The organism is Pseudomonas sp. 10(2024) (assembly GCF_045164175.1).
GTDB classification, from domain to species: Bacteria; Pseudomonadota; Gammaproteobacteria; order Pseudomonadales; family Pseudomonadaceae; genus Aquipseudomonas; species Aquipseudomonas alloputida.
Genome location: NZ_CP174006.1, coordinates 1,112,856 through 1,127,717 on the forward strand (window position 1 = coordinate 1,112,856; position 14,862 = coordinate 1,127,717).

At 61.8% G+C, this 14,862-nt stretch carries 15 protein-coding genes; 4 read left to right on the forward strand and 11 right to left on the reverse strand.

The features are described from left to right. The first annotated feature begins 68 nt into the window (after nt 1-68). Complete coding sequence (lptF, locus tag ACI7M0_RS05020; protein WP_004575655.1) at nt 69-1,184, forward strand: LPS export ABC transporter permease LptF; 1,116 nt, start codon at nt 69-71, stop codon at nt 1,182-1,184. Then, complete coding sequence (gene lptG / locus ACI7M0_RS05025; protein ID WP_010952171.1) at nt 1,177-2,238, forward strand: LPS export ABC transporter permease LptG; 1,062 nt, start codon at nt 1,177-1,179, stop codon at nt 2,236-2,238. Before lptF ends, lptG begins: the two co-directional genes overlap by 8 nt. Nucleotides 2,239-2,384: 146 nt before the next feature. Here lptG and ACI7M0_RS05030 read toward each other — a convergent pair whose 3' ends face one another. The 10 genes from ACI7M0_RS05030 to ACI7M0_RS05075 form a co-directional block, all read right to left on the reverse strand. Then, on the reverse strand, nt 2,385-2,873 hold the full coding sequence (locus ACI7M0_RS05030) for an RDD family protein (RefSeq protein WP_003255094.1): 489 nt from the start codon (nt 2,871-2,873) through the stop codon (nt 2,385-2,387). Nucleotides 2,874-2,962: 89 nt separating this feature from the next. Further along, nucleotides 2,963-3,172, reverse strand: a complete 210-nt coding sequence (locus ACI7M0_RS05035) for a cold-shock protein (RefSeq protein ID WP_014589840.1) — start codon at nt 3,170-3,172, stop codon at nt 2,963-2,965. Between the two features lie 357 nt (nt 3,173-3,529). Then, a complete protein-coding gene (gene gcvT, locus ACI7M0_RS05040) occupies nt 3,530-4,651 on the reverse strand; it encodes a glycine cleavage system aminomethyltransferase GcvT (protein ID WP_405314551.1) in 1,122 nt (373 codons plus the stop codon). A 27-nt stretch (nt 4,652-4,678) separates the two neighbouring features. Further along, a complete protein-coding gene (locus ACI7M0_RS05045; RefSeq protein ID WP_003255090.1) occupies nt 4,679-6,055 on the reverse strand; it encodes an L-serine ammonia-lyase in 1,377 nt (458 codons plus the stop codon). 149 nt (nt 6,056-6,204) lie between these two features. Then, nucleotides 6,205-9,060, reverse strand: coding sequence for an aminomethyl-transferring glycine dehydrogenase (gene gcvP, locus ACI7M0_RS05050; protein WP_003255089.1), 2,856 nt, complete (start codon nt 9,058-9,060; stop codon nt 6,205-6,207). 11 nt (nt 9,061-9,071) lie between these two features. Then, on the reverse strand, nt 9,072-9,455 hold the full coding sequence (gene gcvH / locus ACI7M0_RS05055; protein ID WP_064493352.1) for a glycine cleavage system protein GcvH: 384 nt from the start codon (nt 9,453-9,455) through the stop codon (nt 9,072-9,074). A gap of 303 nt (nt 9,456-9,758) precedes the next feature. Beyond that, the gene (locus tag ACI7M0_RS05060) at nt 9,759-10,226 is read right to left on the reverse strand and encodes a DoxX family protein (RefSeq protein ID WP_064493353.1); all 468 of its coding nucleotides are present in this window, start codon (nt 10,224-10,226) and stop codon (nt 9,759-9,761) included. Then, a complete protein-coding gene (locus ACI7M0_RS05065; RefSeq protein WP_104886632.1) occupies nt 10,219-10,992 on the reverse strand; it encodes a DNA-binding domain-containing protein in 774 nt (257 codons plus the stop codon). Before ACI7M0_RS05065 ends, ACI7M0_RS05060 begins: the two co-directional genes overlap by 8 nt. Next, nucleotides 10,989-11,822, reverse strand: a complete 834-nt coding sequence (locus ACI7M0_RS05070) for a DUF692 domain-containing protein (protein WP_177413612.1) — start codon at nt 11,820-11,822, stop codon at nt 10,989-10,991. The genes ACI7M0_RS05065 and ACI7M0_RS05070 overlap by 4 nt, the downstream gene beginning before the upstream one ends. Nucleotides 11,823-11,838: 16 nt before the next feature. Continuing rightward, complete coding sequence (locus tag ACI7M0_RS05075) at nt 11,839-12,126, reverse strand: DUF2282 domain-containing protein (protein ID WP_010952179.1); 288 nt, start codon at nt 12,124-12,126, stop codon at nt 11,839-11,841. A 223-nt stretch (nt 12,127-12,349) separates the two neighbouring features. On the opposite strand from ACI7M0_RS05075, the gene ACI7M0_RS05080 reads away from it, so the two are divergent. Both ACI7M0_RS05080 and ACI7M0_RS05085 read left to right on the forward strand, forming a co-directional pair. Then, nucleotides 12,350-12,934, forward strand: coding sequence for a sigma-70 family RNA polymerase sigma factor (locus ACI7M0_RS05080; protein ID WP_010952180.1), 585 nt, complete (start codon nt 12,350-12,352; stop codon nt 12,932-12,934). After that, nucleotides 12,924-13,565, forward strand: a complete 642-nt coding sequence (locus ACI7M0_RS05085; RefSeq protein ID WP_104960866.1) for a DUF1109 domain-containing protein — start codon at nt 12,924-12,926, stop codon at nt 13,563-13,565. Before ACI7M0_RS05080 ends, ACI7M0_RS05085 begins: the two co-directional genes overlap by 11 nt. 77 nt (nt 13,566-13,642) lie before the next feature. Here ACI7M0_RS05085 and gltS read toward each other — a convergent pair whose 3' ends face one another. Next, complete coding sequence (gene gltS, locus ACI7M0_RS05090) at nt 13,643-14,848, reverse strand: sodium/glutamate symporter (RefSeq protein ID WP_129933259.1); 1,206 nt, start codon at nt 14,846-14,848, stop codon at nt 13,643-13,645. Nucleotides 14,849-14,862 lie beyond the last annotated feature (14 nt).

Sequence of the window (14,862 nt, forward strand, 5' to 3'; positions counted from 1 at the left end):
GGATGTACTAAGTCATTGTTTGGCGCCATTGCATGGCAGTCCGCCCTGACAACCCAGGAGTGTCTGGTTTGATCGTCTTTCGTTATCTGTCCCGCGAGGTCCTGGTCACCTTGAGCGCCGTCAGCGCTGTGCTGTTGGTGATCATCATGAGCGGGCGCTTCATCAAGTACCTGGCCCAGGCTGCTCAGGGCGTGCTCGACCCGGGCGTGTTGTTCCTGATCATGGGCTTCCGCTTGCCAGGCTTCCTGCAACTGATTCTGCCTCTGGGGCTGTTCCTCGGCATCCTCCTGGCTTACGGGCGCCTGTACCTGGAAAGCGAGATGACCGTGCTGTCGGCCACTGGCATGAGCCAGCAGCGCCTGCTGGGCATGACCATGGCGCCGGCTGCCCTGGTTGCCCTGCTGGTGGCTTGGCTGAGCCTGAGCCTGGCCCCGCTGGGCGTGGCCCAGGTGCAGCAGATCATCAGCCAGCAGGATGCCCTGACCGAGTTCGACACCTTGGTGCCGGGCCGCTTCCAGACCTTGCGTGATGGTTCGCGGGTAACCTATACCGAGCAACTGTCGGATGACCGCATCAACCTGGGCGGGGTGTTCATCTCCGAGAAGCGCTTCAACCAGGACAAGACCAAGGACCGCGCCCCGTCGGTGCTGGTCGCCGAGAAAGGCCACCAGGAAATCCAGGCCGACGGCAACCGCTACCTGGTGCTGGAAAACGGTTACCGCTACGACGGCAACCCGGGCCAGGCCGACTACCGCGCCATCAAGTACGACACCTACGGCGTGCTGCTGCCCAAGCCGGAAGTCGCCGAGGAAGTGACCGAGCGCGAAGCGCTTCCCACCTCCGAACTGATCGGCAAGGAGGGCCTGCGTGAGCGCGCCGAGCTGCAATGGCGGCTGTCGCTGCCGATCCTGGTGTTCGTCGTCACCCTGCTGGCGGTGCCACTGTCGCGGGTCAACCCGCGCCAGGGCCGCTTCCTCAAGCTGCTGCCGGCAATTCTTCTGTACATGGCCTACCTGACAATGCTGATTTCCGTACGCGGCGCCCTCGAGAAGGGCAAACTGCCGATCGCCCTGGGCATGTGGTGGGTCCACGGCCTGTTCCTGCTGATCGGCCTTGGCCTGATGTATTGGGAGCCGCTGCGCCTCAAGCGTGCCGCCCGCCGTGCGGAGGTGGCCCATGGCTAAGCTCGATCGCTACATCGGCCAGAGCGTGCTGCTGGCCATCCTGGCCGTGCTGGGGATCATCCTCGGCCTGGCTTCGCTTTTCGCCTTCATCGATGAAATGGGCGACCTGAGTGACACCTACACGGTGATGGAAGCGGGCAACTTTGTCCTGCTTACCGCACCTCGGCGGCTGTATGAAATGCTGCCAATGGCCGCCCTGATCGGTTGCCTGATCGGCCTGGGCAGTCTGGCCAGCAGCAGCGAGCTGACCATCATGCGTGCGGCCGGCGTGTCCATTGGCCGTATCGTCTGGGCGGTGATGAAGCCGATGCTGGTGCTGATGCTGGTGGGGCTGCTGATTGGCGAATATGTGGCACCGGTGACCGAGAACAAGGCCCAGGCCGACCGTTCCCTGGCCCAGGGTGGTGGTGAAGCACAAAGCTCCAAACGTGGCATGTGGCACCGCCAGGGCGAGGAGTACGTGCACATCAACGCCGTACAGCCCGATGGCCTGCTGCTGGGCGTGACCCGCTACCGCTTCGACAGCGAGCGCAAGATTGTCACCTCGAGCTTTGCCCGCCGTGCGCAGTACCAGAACGACCACTGGCTGCTCGCCGATGTGCGTACCACCTACTTCCGCGGCGACCACACCGAGGTGGTCAACGCGCCAGAGGAGCGCTGGGATGTTTCGCTCACGCCAGAACTGCTCAATACCGTGATCCTCGCGCCAGAGTCGCTTTCGATTACCGGGTTGTGGGATTACATCCACTACTTGTCTGATCAGGGCCTGAACAACTCCCGCTACTGGCTGGCGTTCTGGACCAAGGTGCTGCAGCCGATGGTAACGGCGGCCCTGGTGCTGATGGCGATCTCGTTCATCTTTGGCCCGCTGCGTTCGGTAACCCTTGGTCAGCGCGTGTTCACGGGTGTACTGGTGGGCTTCGTGTTTCGCATTGGCCAGGACCTGCTTGGGCCTTCGAGCCAGGTATTTGGCTTCCCGCCACTGCTGGCGGTGGTGATACCGGCGGGCATCTGTGCCTTGGCCGGTGTGTGGTTGTTGCGCCGGGCAGGGTAATAGCCTGAGCTGCACAAGAAAGCCGACCGCAGGGTCGGCTTTTTCGTGGGTGTTGATCTGGCCCGGCCTCTTCGCGGGTAAGCCCGCGCCTACAGGTACCGCGCAGGCATCAGGAAAGGGCCCGAAGGCAACTCCAATCCTCTGGCTTATTTCTTCTGTTTCGGCACCCGCACCAGCTGGCTTTCCGAATAGATGTCATGCCAACCGCGCTTGCGCTTGTCGATCAGCACCCAGAAAAAACCCAGCCCCAGGCACAGCCACGAGGCGATCGACACGACGAACCGCAACAGCGCCTGCCACAGGCTGATGGCCGAGCCATCGGCATTCTGCACCCGAACGCCCCATACCTGCATACCCAGCGTCTGCCCGCCGTGGGTCCAGAACTTGGCAAAGAAGCCGAACAGGGCAAACAGCAATACCGTAGACAGCAATGGGTCGCCATCCAGTGCGCCGGCCTCGGTCAGCTCGCGCATGCGTGCTTCGCCGATGATCGACATCTGAATCATCTTGTAGGCGCCGGCGGTCACGATCAGCAGTGCGGTGCACAGTAAAAAGTCATAGAACATCGCTGCCAGGCGCCGGCCCAGGCCGACCGGTGGAAAATCCCCCTGGGGAGTGAGTAGAGGCTTGGACATGCAGGACGCTCCAAAAGACGAGCCCACTATTCTACGGGCAAAAAAAAGCCCCTGCACTTGGCAGGGGCTTTTCAAAGTCTGGCGCTGGATCAGACAGGTTGAACCTTGTCAGCCTGCATGCCTTTTTGGCCTTGGACTGCTTCGAAGGTGACTTGCTGGCCTTCTTTCAGGCTCTTGAAGCCGTTGCCTTCGATAGCGCGGAAGTGAACGAAGAGATCCGGACCGCTTTCTGGGGTGATGAAGCCGTAACCTTTTTCGTCATTGAACCACTTGACGGTACCCTTCTGACGCTCAGCCATTGTCTTATTTCCTATGAAACTTAAATTTTGATGACAGTTACTTTCGCACTTTTTTGTAAGCGAAAGATTACTGGGCTGGGTTGCAGGAAGTAAGAGACGTCGAACGGGTTGTAGCAAATCTCGGCTACTGGCCCAGGTCACGAACTGTTGCGACCCATGCAAACACAGTGCAGTGACTCTACGCCAACTCCCGAGCGAAAAACAAGCCCTTGGTCGTATGGAAAACTGGCGGCTTGCCGATAACCGACCGATTTGTCGGAAACGGCATGGCGCCTGGCCTGGCGCCATGTTCAAAAGTTATTGGGCAGGTTCGAAAACGAATATGTCTACGCTGCCCAAAACCTTCACAAAGCCGTTTCAGCCACGGTAGTAACGTGGTGTCACGAAAGGCATTTTACTGACTTTCAAGGCCACCCTCTTTCCACGCACCACGGCAAACAGTGCGGTGTCGAGTGCAGCATGTTCACTATCGATATAACCCATGGCGACAGGGGCAGCGAGTGTCGGGCCAAAGCCCCCGCTGCACACTTTACCCACCGGTTTATCGTTTGCGTCGACAATGTCCGCACCTTCACGAACAGGCGTACGCTCCTGCGGCAACAGGCCGACACGTTTGCGCGCAACACCATCGCGCACGTGGGCGAAGATCGCCTCGGCACCCGGGAAGCCGGCAGCACGTGCACCGTCGGCACGGCGCACCTTGGAAATTGCCCACAGCAGGCTGGCTTCGATCGGCGTAGTCTCGCTGTTCATGTCGTGGCCATACAGGCACAGGCCAGCTTCCAGGCGCAGCGAGTCGCGTGCGCCCAAGCCGATCGGCTGTACTTCCGGCTCGGCCAGCAGGCGGCGGGCCAGGGCGTCGGCAGCGTTGACCGGTGCCGAGATCTCGTAGCCGTCTTCGCCGGTGTAGCCCGAGCGGCTGACGAAGCAGTCCACACCCAGCAGTTTTACCCGGCGGAACTGCATGAAGGTCATGCCGGCCACTTCTGGAGCCAGGCGTTCCAGCACCTTGACTGCAGCCGGGCCTTGCAGGGCGAGCAGGGCACGCTCCTCGAACAGCGGCTGCACCTCGCAACGGCTGCCGATGTGGGTTTGCAGGTGAGCCAGGTCCTGCTCCTTGCAGGCGGCGTTGACGACCAGGAACAGGGTGTCCTCGCCCAGGTTGGCAACCATCAGGTCGTCGAGAATGCCGCCTTGCTCATTGGTGAACATGGCATAGCGCTGCATACCCACCGGCAGGTCGATGATGTCCACCGGTACCAGGCTTTCCAGCGCCTTGGCGGCGTCAGCGCCACGCAGAATGATCTGGCCCATGTGCGAGACGTCGAACAGGCCGGCCTGCTCGCGGGTGTGCAGGTGTTCCTTGAGCACGCCCAGCGGGTACTGCACCGGCATGTCGTAGCCGGCGAACGGCACCATGCGCGCACCCAGTTCCAGGTGCAGGGCATGCAGTGGGGTCTTGAGCAGTGTTTCGGACATCGATGACTCCTTGCTGTCATTGTCGGGTCAACATTCGATGATGTTGACGGCCAGGCCGCCACGGGCGGTCTCTTTGTATTTGCTTTTCATGTCGGCGCCGGTCTGGCGCATGGTGCGGATGACCTTGTCCAGCGACACGTAGTGCTGCCCGTCGCCGCGCAGGGCCATGCGTACCGCGTTGATGGCCTTCACCGAGCCCATCGCATTGCGCTCGATACAGGGCACCTGTACGAGGCCGCCGATCGGGTCGCAGGTCAGGCCCAGGTTGTGTTCCATGCCTATTTCGGCGGCGTTCTCCACCTGCTGCACGCTGCCGCCCATCACTTCGCACAGCGCCCCGGCGGCCATCGAGCAGGCGACGCCGACCTCGCCCTGGCAGCCCACTTCGGCGCCGGAGATGGAGGCGTTTTCCTTGTACAGGATGCCGATGGCTGCGGCGGTGAGCAGAAAGCGCACCACCCCGTCCTCGCTGGCCCCCGGGACGAAGCGCATGTAGTAGTGAAGGACTGCCGGGACGATGCCCGCTGCGCCGTTGGTAGGGGCGGTGACCACACGACCGCCGTAGGCGTTTTCCTCGTTCACCGCCAAGGCGTAGAGGTTGACCCAGTCGAGCACGGACAGGGCGTCACGCAGGCTGGCTTCCGGGTGGCCGCTCAGTTGGCGGTACAGGGCCGGCGCGCGGCGTTTAACCTTGAGCCCTCCCGGTAATATGCCCTCATGCTGGCAACCTGCCGCGACGCAATCTTGCATCACCTGCCAGATGCGCAGCAGCCCGGCCCGGGTTTCTGCTTCTGGGCGCCAGGCGGACTCGTTGGCCAGCATCACCTGGCTCACCGACAGGTCATGCGCGGTGCAGTGGCCGAGGAGCGCCTTGGCGGTCTTGAACGGATAGGCCAGCACCGTGGTGTCCTCGACGATGCGGTCGTGGCCGGCAGCGTCCTCGTCGACCACGAAACCACCGCCTACCGAGTAGTACTCGCGGCTTCGGATTTGCAGGCCTGCGTCGTCGAACGCGCGGAAGATCATGCCGTTGGGGTGGTAGTCCAACGGCTTGCGGATCATCGCCAGGTGCTGCTTTTCGATGAACGCAATGCTGTGCTCGCCCAGCAGGTTGATGCGTCCGCTGTCGCGGATGACCTGCAGGCGGGCGGGAATGCTGTCGGTGTCGATAATGTCCGGGTGTTCGCCTTCAAGGCCCAGCAGCACGGCTTTGTCACTGCCGTGGCCTTTGCCTGTGGCGCCCAGTGAGCCATACAGCTCGGCTTTGACGCTGGCGGTGCGGGCCAGCAGGCCGTCACGGCGCAGCCCTTCGGCAAACCGCGCAGCGGCGCGCATCGGGCCGACCGTGTGGGAGCTGGAGGGGCCGATGCCGATCTTGAACAGGTCGAAGACGCTCAGTGACATGTGGACCTCCTGCCAGGTTGTTGGGTGGACATTGAGCCCTGTAGGAGCGGGTTTACCCGCGAATGCGGCGGTATAGCCACCATCGCATTCGCGGGTAAACCCGCTCCTACACAGAACCCGCCACCCAAGCCAGGTGGCGGGGAGGGCTATCAGGCGTCCTGATAGCTCTCGATCGACGGGCAGGCGCACACCAGGTTGCGGTCGCCGAACACGTTGTCGACCCGGCCGACCGGCGGCCAGTACTTGCCTTCCACCAGGCTCGCCAGGGGGTATACCGCCTGCTCGCGGCTGTAGCCATGGGTCCATTCGCCAACCAGCTCAGCCGCAGTGTGCGGTGCGTTTTTCAGCGGGTTGTCGTCCTTGTCCAGGCTACCGTCCTCCACCGCGCGGATTTCTTCGCGGATCTGGATCATTGCGTTGCAGAAGCGGTCCAGTTCTTCTTTGGACTCGCTTTCGGTCGGTTCGATCATCAGCGTGCCAGCCACCGGGAAAGACATGGTCGGGGCGTGGAAGCCGAAGTCGATCAACCGTTTGGCCACGTCGTCGACACTGATGCCGCTGGTGTCCTTCAGTGGGCGCAGGTCGAGAATGCATTCGTGAGCCACCAGGCCGTTACCGCCGGTATACAGAACAGGATAGTGCTCTTCCAGGCGGCGGGCGATGTAGTTGGCGTTGAGGATTGCCATTTGCGAGGCACGTTTGAGGCCGGCACCGCCCATCATGCGGATATACATCCATGTGATTGGCAGGATGCTGGCGCTACCGAACGGCGCAGCGCATACCGCGCCCTGGGTGTTTTCCAGCTGTGCATGGCCTGGCAGGAACGGCGCCAGGTGCGACTTGACGCCAATCGGGCCAACACCCGGGCCACCACCACCGTGCGGGATGCAGAAGGTCTTGTGCAGGTTCAGGTGGGAAACGTCGCCGCCGAACTTGCCTGGCGCGCACAGTCCGACCATGGCGTTCATGTTGGCGCCATCGATGTACACCTGGCCACCGTTGTCGTGGATGATCGCGCAGATTTCGCCGATCGCTTCCTCGAACACGCCGTGGGTCGACGGGTAGGTGATCATGATTGCAGCCAGGCGCTCGCGGTGCTCGATGGCTTTGGCGCGCAGGTCCTCGACATCGACGTTGCCACGGGCGTCACAGGCGGTAACCACGACACGCATGCCAGCCATGTGTGCGGTGGCCGGGTTGGTGCCATGGGCCGACGACGGAATCAGGCAGATATCGCGATGGCCTTCACCACGGCTGCGGTGGTAGGCGCGGATCGCCAACAGCCCGGCGTATTCGCCCTGCGAGCCGGCGTTGGGCTGCAGCGACACGGCATCATAGCCAGTGGCCGCGCACAGCATGGCCTCCAGTTCGGTGGTCATCTGCAGGTAGCCCTGGCTCTGCTCGGCCGGGGCGAACGGGTGCAGGTTGCCGAACTCGGCCCAGGTGACCGGGATCATTTCGCTGGCGGCGTTCAGCTTCATGGTGCACGAGCCCAGCGGGATCATGCTGCGGTCCAGCGCCAGGTCCTTGTCGGCCAGGCGGCGCAGGTAGCGCATCAGCTCGGTTTCGCTGTGGTAGCGGTTGAACACCGGGTGTTCGAGGATGGCCGACTGGCGCAGCAGGGCGGCAGGCAGCAGGGAACCGGTGCTGGCGGCCAGTGCGGTGAAATCAGGCTGTGCCTGCTCGCCACCCAACAGCTGCCACAGCGACTCGACGTCAGCCTGAGTGCTGGTTTCGTCCAGAGACAGGCCCACATGGGCGGCATCGATCTGGCGCAGGTTGATGCCCTGGGCGCGTGCCTTGTCATGCAGGCTGGCGGTGGCAGTGCCGGTGGCCAGGGTCAGGGTATCGAAGGCGCTGGCGCCCACCACTTGTACGCCCAGCGCCTTCAGGCCGGCGGCGAGGATCGCGGTCAGGGCGTGGGTGCGTTCGGCAATGCGCTTGAGGCCGGCAGGGCCGTGGTACACGGCGAACATGCTGGCGATGTTGGCCAGCAGCACCTGGGCGGTGCAGATGTTGCTGGTGGCCTTTTCGCGGCGGATGTGCTGCTCGCGGGTCTGCATGGCCAGACGCAGGGCGGTTTTGCCGAAGCGGTCGATCGACACGCCGACCAGGCGGCCAGGCATGTCGCGCTTGAACGCGTCGCGGGTGGCGAAGTAAGCCGCGTGCGGGCCACCGAAGCCCAGTGGCACGCCGAAGCGCTGGGCGCTACCGATGGCCACGTCGGCGTCGAATTCGCCCGGTGGGGTCAGCAGGGTCAGGGCCAGTAGGTCTGCCGCTACGGCGACCAGGGCGTTGGCCGCGTGGAAGCGCTGCACGACCTCGCGGTAGTCGAACACTTCACCGTTGCTGGCAGGGTATTGCAGCAGGGCGCCGAAGAAGGCGCTGACATCGCCCAGCTCGCGCTCGTCGCCAACCACAACCTCGATACCCAGCGGCTCGGCACGGGTGCGCAGCACGTCGAGGGTTTGCGGGTGGCAGTGCACGGAGGCGAAGAAGGCATGGCTGGACTTGTTCTTCGACAGGCGCTTGCAGAAGGTCATGGCCTCGGCCGCAGCAGTGGCTTCGTCGAGCAAGGAGGCGTTGGCGATCGGCAGGCCGGTGAGGTCGCTGATCAGGGTCTGGAAGTTCAGCAGCGCTTCCAGGCGGCCTTGGGAAATTTCTGGCTGATACGGGGTGTAGGCGGTGTACCAGGCCGGGTTTTCCAGCAGGTTGCGCAGGATCGGTGCCGGAGTGTGGGTGTTGTAGTAGCCCTGGCCGATGTAGCTTTTGAACAGCTGGTTCTTGCCAGCGATGGCCTTGAGCGCAGCGAGCGCGTCGGCCTCGCTCTGGCCGTCGTGCGAGCCAAGCACGCTGGTACCTTTGATGCTGTCGGGGATGACCGCAGCGGTCATGGCGTCCAGCGAGTCGAAGCCCAGTGCAGTGAGCATGGCCTGTTCGTCAGCGGCGCGCGGGCCTATGTGACGGGCGATGAATTCGTTGGCGGTGCCGAGGTTGATGGTCATGGCGGGATTCCTCAGGCGTCGTCGTTGGCTTTGAGCAGGCGGTCGTAGGCGTCCTGGTCGAGCAGCGCGGTTACCGCTTCTACATCGGCAGGGATGAAGCGGAAGAACCAGCCTTCGCCCATCGGGTCTTCGTTGACCAGTTCCGGGCTGTCTTCGAGCTGGCCGTTGACCTCGACCACTTCACCCGTCAGTGGCATGTACACGCCGCTGGCGGCCTTGACCGATTCAACGGTGGACGCTTCGTTGCCTTTCTCATACTGCTGCAACTCTGGCAGTTGCACGAAAACCACGTCGCCAAGGGCATTCTGGGCGTAGGCGGTGATGCCCACGGTGACGCTGCCATCGGCTTCGACGCGCAGCCATTCGTGATCTTCAGTGAAACGCAACTCGCTCATGGGGAATCCTCGGGAAGCAGGGCGTTGGGGGCGCGGTGGCGCCGCGCTCTTAGGGTAGGATTCCCTTAGCAATAATGCGGCCAACCTATAAAACTTCTTATTTATCAATAGATTACGTAAATTGTCGGAGAAGCCGTATTTTTCGTGTGGAATGATATCGTTACAGGTGCCTATGGGAGGAAAAGGGTTTGAGCATCAAACCCTTGTGCACCCACGGCGAGGAGGGTGTGTATCGTTTTCGCTACGACGTAGCGAAAACGATACATGTGGTGCCTGGACAGCCGAGGTGCCAATGGCCTTCGGTCATCTCACTTTCAGCAGATGATCCAGCGAAAACGCGCCGGCGCCTCGGGCAACCAGGAGCAGCAAGAGCCCTGCCCAGGTCAGGTGGGTGGGCCACGCATCGGGGTAGACGAACACTTCGATCACCAACGTCATGCCCAGCAGTGCCAGCGCCGATAGCCGGGTCATCAGCCCGAGCACCAGCAATAGCGGGAACAAGTGCTCAGCGTAGGCGGCCAGGTGCGCTGCAAGCCAGGGCGAGAGTAGAGGCACCGCGTACTCGGTGCGGAACAGCTCATAGGTGCCGGGTGTAAGGGTGAGGAAACCCTCCACTTTGGTGCGTCCGGAAAGAAAGAATATCGAGGCGATCCCGAACCGGGCGACCAGGCACAACAGGTCATCGCTCAAACGGCGCTCGAGGCTCTGTGCAACGTGGTTCCAGGCGCGCCGCAGGCTGCTGGCCGGAGGTGTGAAATCGGCACTAGCCATGGTGGTGTTCTCCTGTGAAGGCGAGTGAGCGAAAAGCCTGGGCCGTCATCAGGCGCCCGAGCATCTCGGTGAAATCCAGGTCGGTTTCAGCGTGTCGCGCCAGGTCCGAGGCCTGCATCAGCGACTGTCCGGCAGCACAGGCCTTGAGAAACGCATGGCCACCTTTTCCCAGTGGCTGGTGGCATACGCCATCAGCGGTGCCGACAAACAGCACCCCTTCGCCCACCCATGGTTGGTCATCGGGCCAGGCAACCTGCTCGCGGGCGCAGCGCCACAGGGTGTACACAGGGTGCGCCTCGCACCAGTACCAGCGAGCACTGGCACGGGGGTGCAAGCAACCGTGATCAAGATCGCTGGGGGTCATGCCTGCCAGTTCGACAAGGTTCAGGCACGTTTCGTACGGCGCACTGAAGGCTTCTGTCCAACGCAGGTCCAGGCGGGCGACTTCCGCCAGATACGGCACAGCGTGCTGTGACTGAATGTCTTCGAGGAAATCCGGGAAGGTCGCGCCGTAGCAGATCAACCGGGGATCGCTGGGGGGGAATTGCCGCGCATAGATTGCCGCGGTCTCATCCATCCAGGTGCGCCCGACGAGTGTGCACACGCTCGGAAAGTTTGCGCGAAGCGCATCCACGCAGCCGGCCAACACCGTGTTGCGATAAACCGCGAACGCCGCTTGTTCGGTCACGCCCGAAAGCTGGGGAGCGGGACGGGAATAGAGTGCCTCGATGAACGCTTGCTGGAACTGACCAAGGGAAAGGTTCATGGCAATACACCTGGGCAAGTCATGATCGACTGTGCAATGGACCGTTCAGCAAGCAGTTCGGTGAACGGGGGAAGCTTGTCGTCACGTTCAATGAGGGTCGGGCGCGGGCCTACACGGGAAACCAGTTTGCGGTACAGCGCCCATACAGGCTCGGCCACCTGCGCATCATGAGAGTCGATCAACAGGCTGCCTTGGTCATCGTTGCTGTGCCCGGCCAGATGAACTTCTGTGATGGCTTGCGCTGGAAAGCGATCCAGGTAGGCAGTTGCCGAGAACCCCAGATTGTGAGCGCTCACGTAGACGTTGTTGATGTCCAGCAACAGACCACAACCGGTGCGACGTGTCAGTTCGCCAAGAAAGTCGATCTCGTCCCAGTCATGGCCCTGCAGCTGCAAATAATGACTGGGGTTTTCGATGGATATCCGCCGGCCCAAAACCTCCTGGCATCGCTGGATGTTTTCAGCGATGCGCTGCAGAGCTTCGTTGCTGCGCGGAAATGGCAGCAGGTCTGGATGGTAGTGCCCCTGCCAGGTTGACCAGGCCAGGTGCTCTGATACCAGTACCGGTTCGGTCTGATCGCACAGTGCGCGCAGACGCTGCAGATGGTCCTGATCGGGGGCCGCGTCAGCCGCAAGCGAAAGTGCCACACCATGCAATGAGACCGGGTGCCGCTCTGCGATTCGGTTCAGCCAGGCAAGGCGAGGGCCACCGACCATGTAGTTCTCCGGGTGAACTTCAAACCAGAGCCCTTCGAGATTGCACGCCAGCGCCTGGTCGTAGTGCTCGGCCTTCAGGCTGACTCCGGCGCCCATTCGTGCGTCTGTGTTCATGGTCGGTTTCCCCTGATCAAGACTTGATAGGTGTCAGCGAGCCCATGCCGGCGGGTGTCTTGATCGATGTGCAGGTGCCGGCGGGGACGTTTTTCCAGTGCATGCCGTCGTAGTCCTTCTTCGCACTGCCAGCGCAGCTGGTGCCGGCGCCGGCCTTGCAATCGTTCTTTCCTGCCATGGCGACGCCGTAGCATTTTTCCATGGCAGCGCCATTGCCTGCGGGTTGCGTGCTGTCGGCCGCCATGGCGGCGCCTGCAAGCGTGGCAAGCGCGAGTGCTGCGGTGGTGAGGGCGAGGGTTTTCATGGTCAATCTCCTGAGAGTGTGGCCGTGGTCTATACCGGCGGCTCATGGAGTAATTCGTGCCTCGCGTAAAAAGGGTTACAGCCTTGGAAGAAATTTTTTCAGGGCGTGTCTTCACGACCTGATGTTGAAGCCAAGGGCATGGCATATTTGCAGCACCTGCGTGCCACACGGCGGGAGCGGATGAATCAAGTCAATTGTATTCAGGGTGTAACCCAGGCGACCCATGCAGCGAACTAACTCACAGGATGAGCTCGAGGCTCGCGAGGCCCGGTTGAAAGCACTGTTGCTTCAGGGGCTGACAGGCGACCAGCTGGCCTATCAGGATTTTCTTGGCACGCTTGCGCTGCATGTACGTGCGTTTCTGCGCAGCCGTCTGAGCAGGCGCCCGGCCGAGATAGAGGACATGGTGCAGGATGTGCTGCTGGCGGTGCATAACGCGCGCCACACTTACCAGCCGCAGCAGCCTTTGACTGCCTGGGTGCAGGCGATTGCCCGTTACAAGCTGGCGGATCATCTGCGAAGTGTTTCACGTCGCGACGCCCGGCATGATGTGCTGGACGATGATGCGCAACTGTTTGCCGTCTCGGAGGTTGAATCAGCCGAGGCCAGCCGAGACCTGACCAAGCTGCTCAAACAGCTGCCAGAGCGGCAACGACTGCCGATTGTTCATGTCAAGCTGGAGGGGTTGTCTGTCGAAGAGACGGCACAACTTACCGGGCTTTCCAGTTCAGCGGTAAAGGTTGGGATACATCGAGGTCTGAAAGCGCTATCCAGGCTGATTGGAGGAGCCAACAACCATGAAGACTGACGATTTGATTGCCTTGCTGGCCGCAGGCGAAGGGCCAGTGCCGCGCCACGCCGTTGGCAGGCGGATGGCAGTGGCTGTGCTGGGCGGGCTGACCGCAGCACTGCTGCTGACTATTACCCTTTACGGTGTACGCAGTGATATCACAGAGGTCGCACAAACCCCGTTGTTCTGGGGCAAAGTCGCCTTTCCAACCAGCTTGGCGTTGATCGGGCTGTGGTTGACGAGCCGCTTGGCCAGGCCAGGAGGGAAGGGCGCTGCAGGCTGGAAGATGCTTGGCTTGCCACTGCTGCTGGTCTGGTGCGGGGCGGCGGTGAGTATCGCCGGGGCGCCTGTGGAGGCGCGCGCCGACCTGTTGTTCGGGCGCACATGGCGTACCTGCGCACTGAATATCGCGTTGCTGTCGGTGCCGGCCTTTGTCACCGTGTTCTGGGCGCTGAAAGGCCTGGCGCCCACCCGGTTGCGGCTGGCAGGTGCTGCCGGTGGCCTGCTGGCGGGCTCGAGCGCAACGGTGGCCTACTGCCTGCATTGCCCGGAAATGGGCGTGCCGTTCTGGGGTGTGTGGTATGTCCTCGGCATGCTCGTGCCGACGGTACTCGGTGCCTGGTGGGGCCCCCGCATGCTGCGTTGGTAGGCTGTGCCGGCAGGCCCCACGCAACTCAGAACGACGTGCTGATTGCCTGCCCTGGCTTCACAGGTTCGTGACCTCGCTTAACCCGCAACAAACCAAGGCAATGCCAGGTACAGCTTGATCACGATGACATTGATGATGTCGATGAAGAACGCCCCCACCATCGGCACCACCAGGAAGGCGAGGTGCGAGGCACCATAGCGTTGTGTCACCGCTTGCATGTTGGCGATGGCTGTCGGTGTAGCACCCAGGCCGAAGCCACAGTGGCCGGCGGCGAGGACTGCTGCATCGTAGTTGCGCCCCATTATCTTGAACGTCACGAAGATTGCGAACAGCGCCATGACCAGTGTCTGTGCGGCCAACAAGGTAAAGAAGGGTAATGCCAGGGCTGCCAGGTCCCACAACTTGAGCGACATCAAGGCAATGGCCAGGAACAGGGACAAACTCACATTGCCCAGTACCGACACTTCCCGTTCGAATACTTTGTAAACACCTAAAGCCCGAAGCCCATTGCGCAACAGTACGCCGACGAAGAGTACGCAAACAAATGTCGGCAGTTCGAATGCTGTGCCTTTCAACAAGCCATTAAGTAAGGTACCGGTCAGTAAGCTGACAGCAATAAGTGCCAAGGTTTCTATAAATGAAAACGAGGTGATCAGGCGCTCTTTGTCCGGTTGTTCAAAGCCTTTGGGTAATTGCGGTGCTTCTTCTTGCACCCCAGGCGTTTCGACCCGTTTGATCAGCAACCGGGCGACTGGGCCACCAATCAAACCGCCCAACACCAGGCCGAAAGTGGCAGAGGCCATTGCCAGTTCCGAAGCCGAAGCCAGGCCGAACCGCTCAGTGAAGGTCGCGCCCCAGGCAGCGCCTGTGCCGTGGCCACCCGACAAGCTGATCGATCCGGCCAGCAGGCCCATCAGCGGGTCGAGCCCCAATGCTGTTGCCAGGCCGATGCCCATGGCGTTCTGAACCATAAGCAAACCCGTCACCACCAGTAGGAATACTGCGACCACCCGTCCACCCTTCTTCAGGCTTGCGAAGTCTGCACTCAAGCCGATGGTAGCGAAGAATGCCAGCATCAACGGTGTTTGCAACGAGGTATCAAATTGGACGTGTACATCGAAACTGCGCAATGCCAGGAGTGACAAGGCAACGACCAGGCCGCCTGCAACAGGCTCCGGGATATTGTATGCGCGCAGGAAACCAATGCGTGCGACCAAGCCGCGTCCCAGTAGCAGTACCAAAGAGGCGGCTACAAGTGTCCCGTAAAAATCGAGTTCGAACATCAGGGTACTCTTCG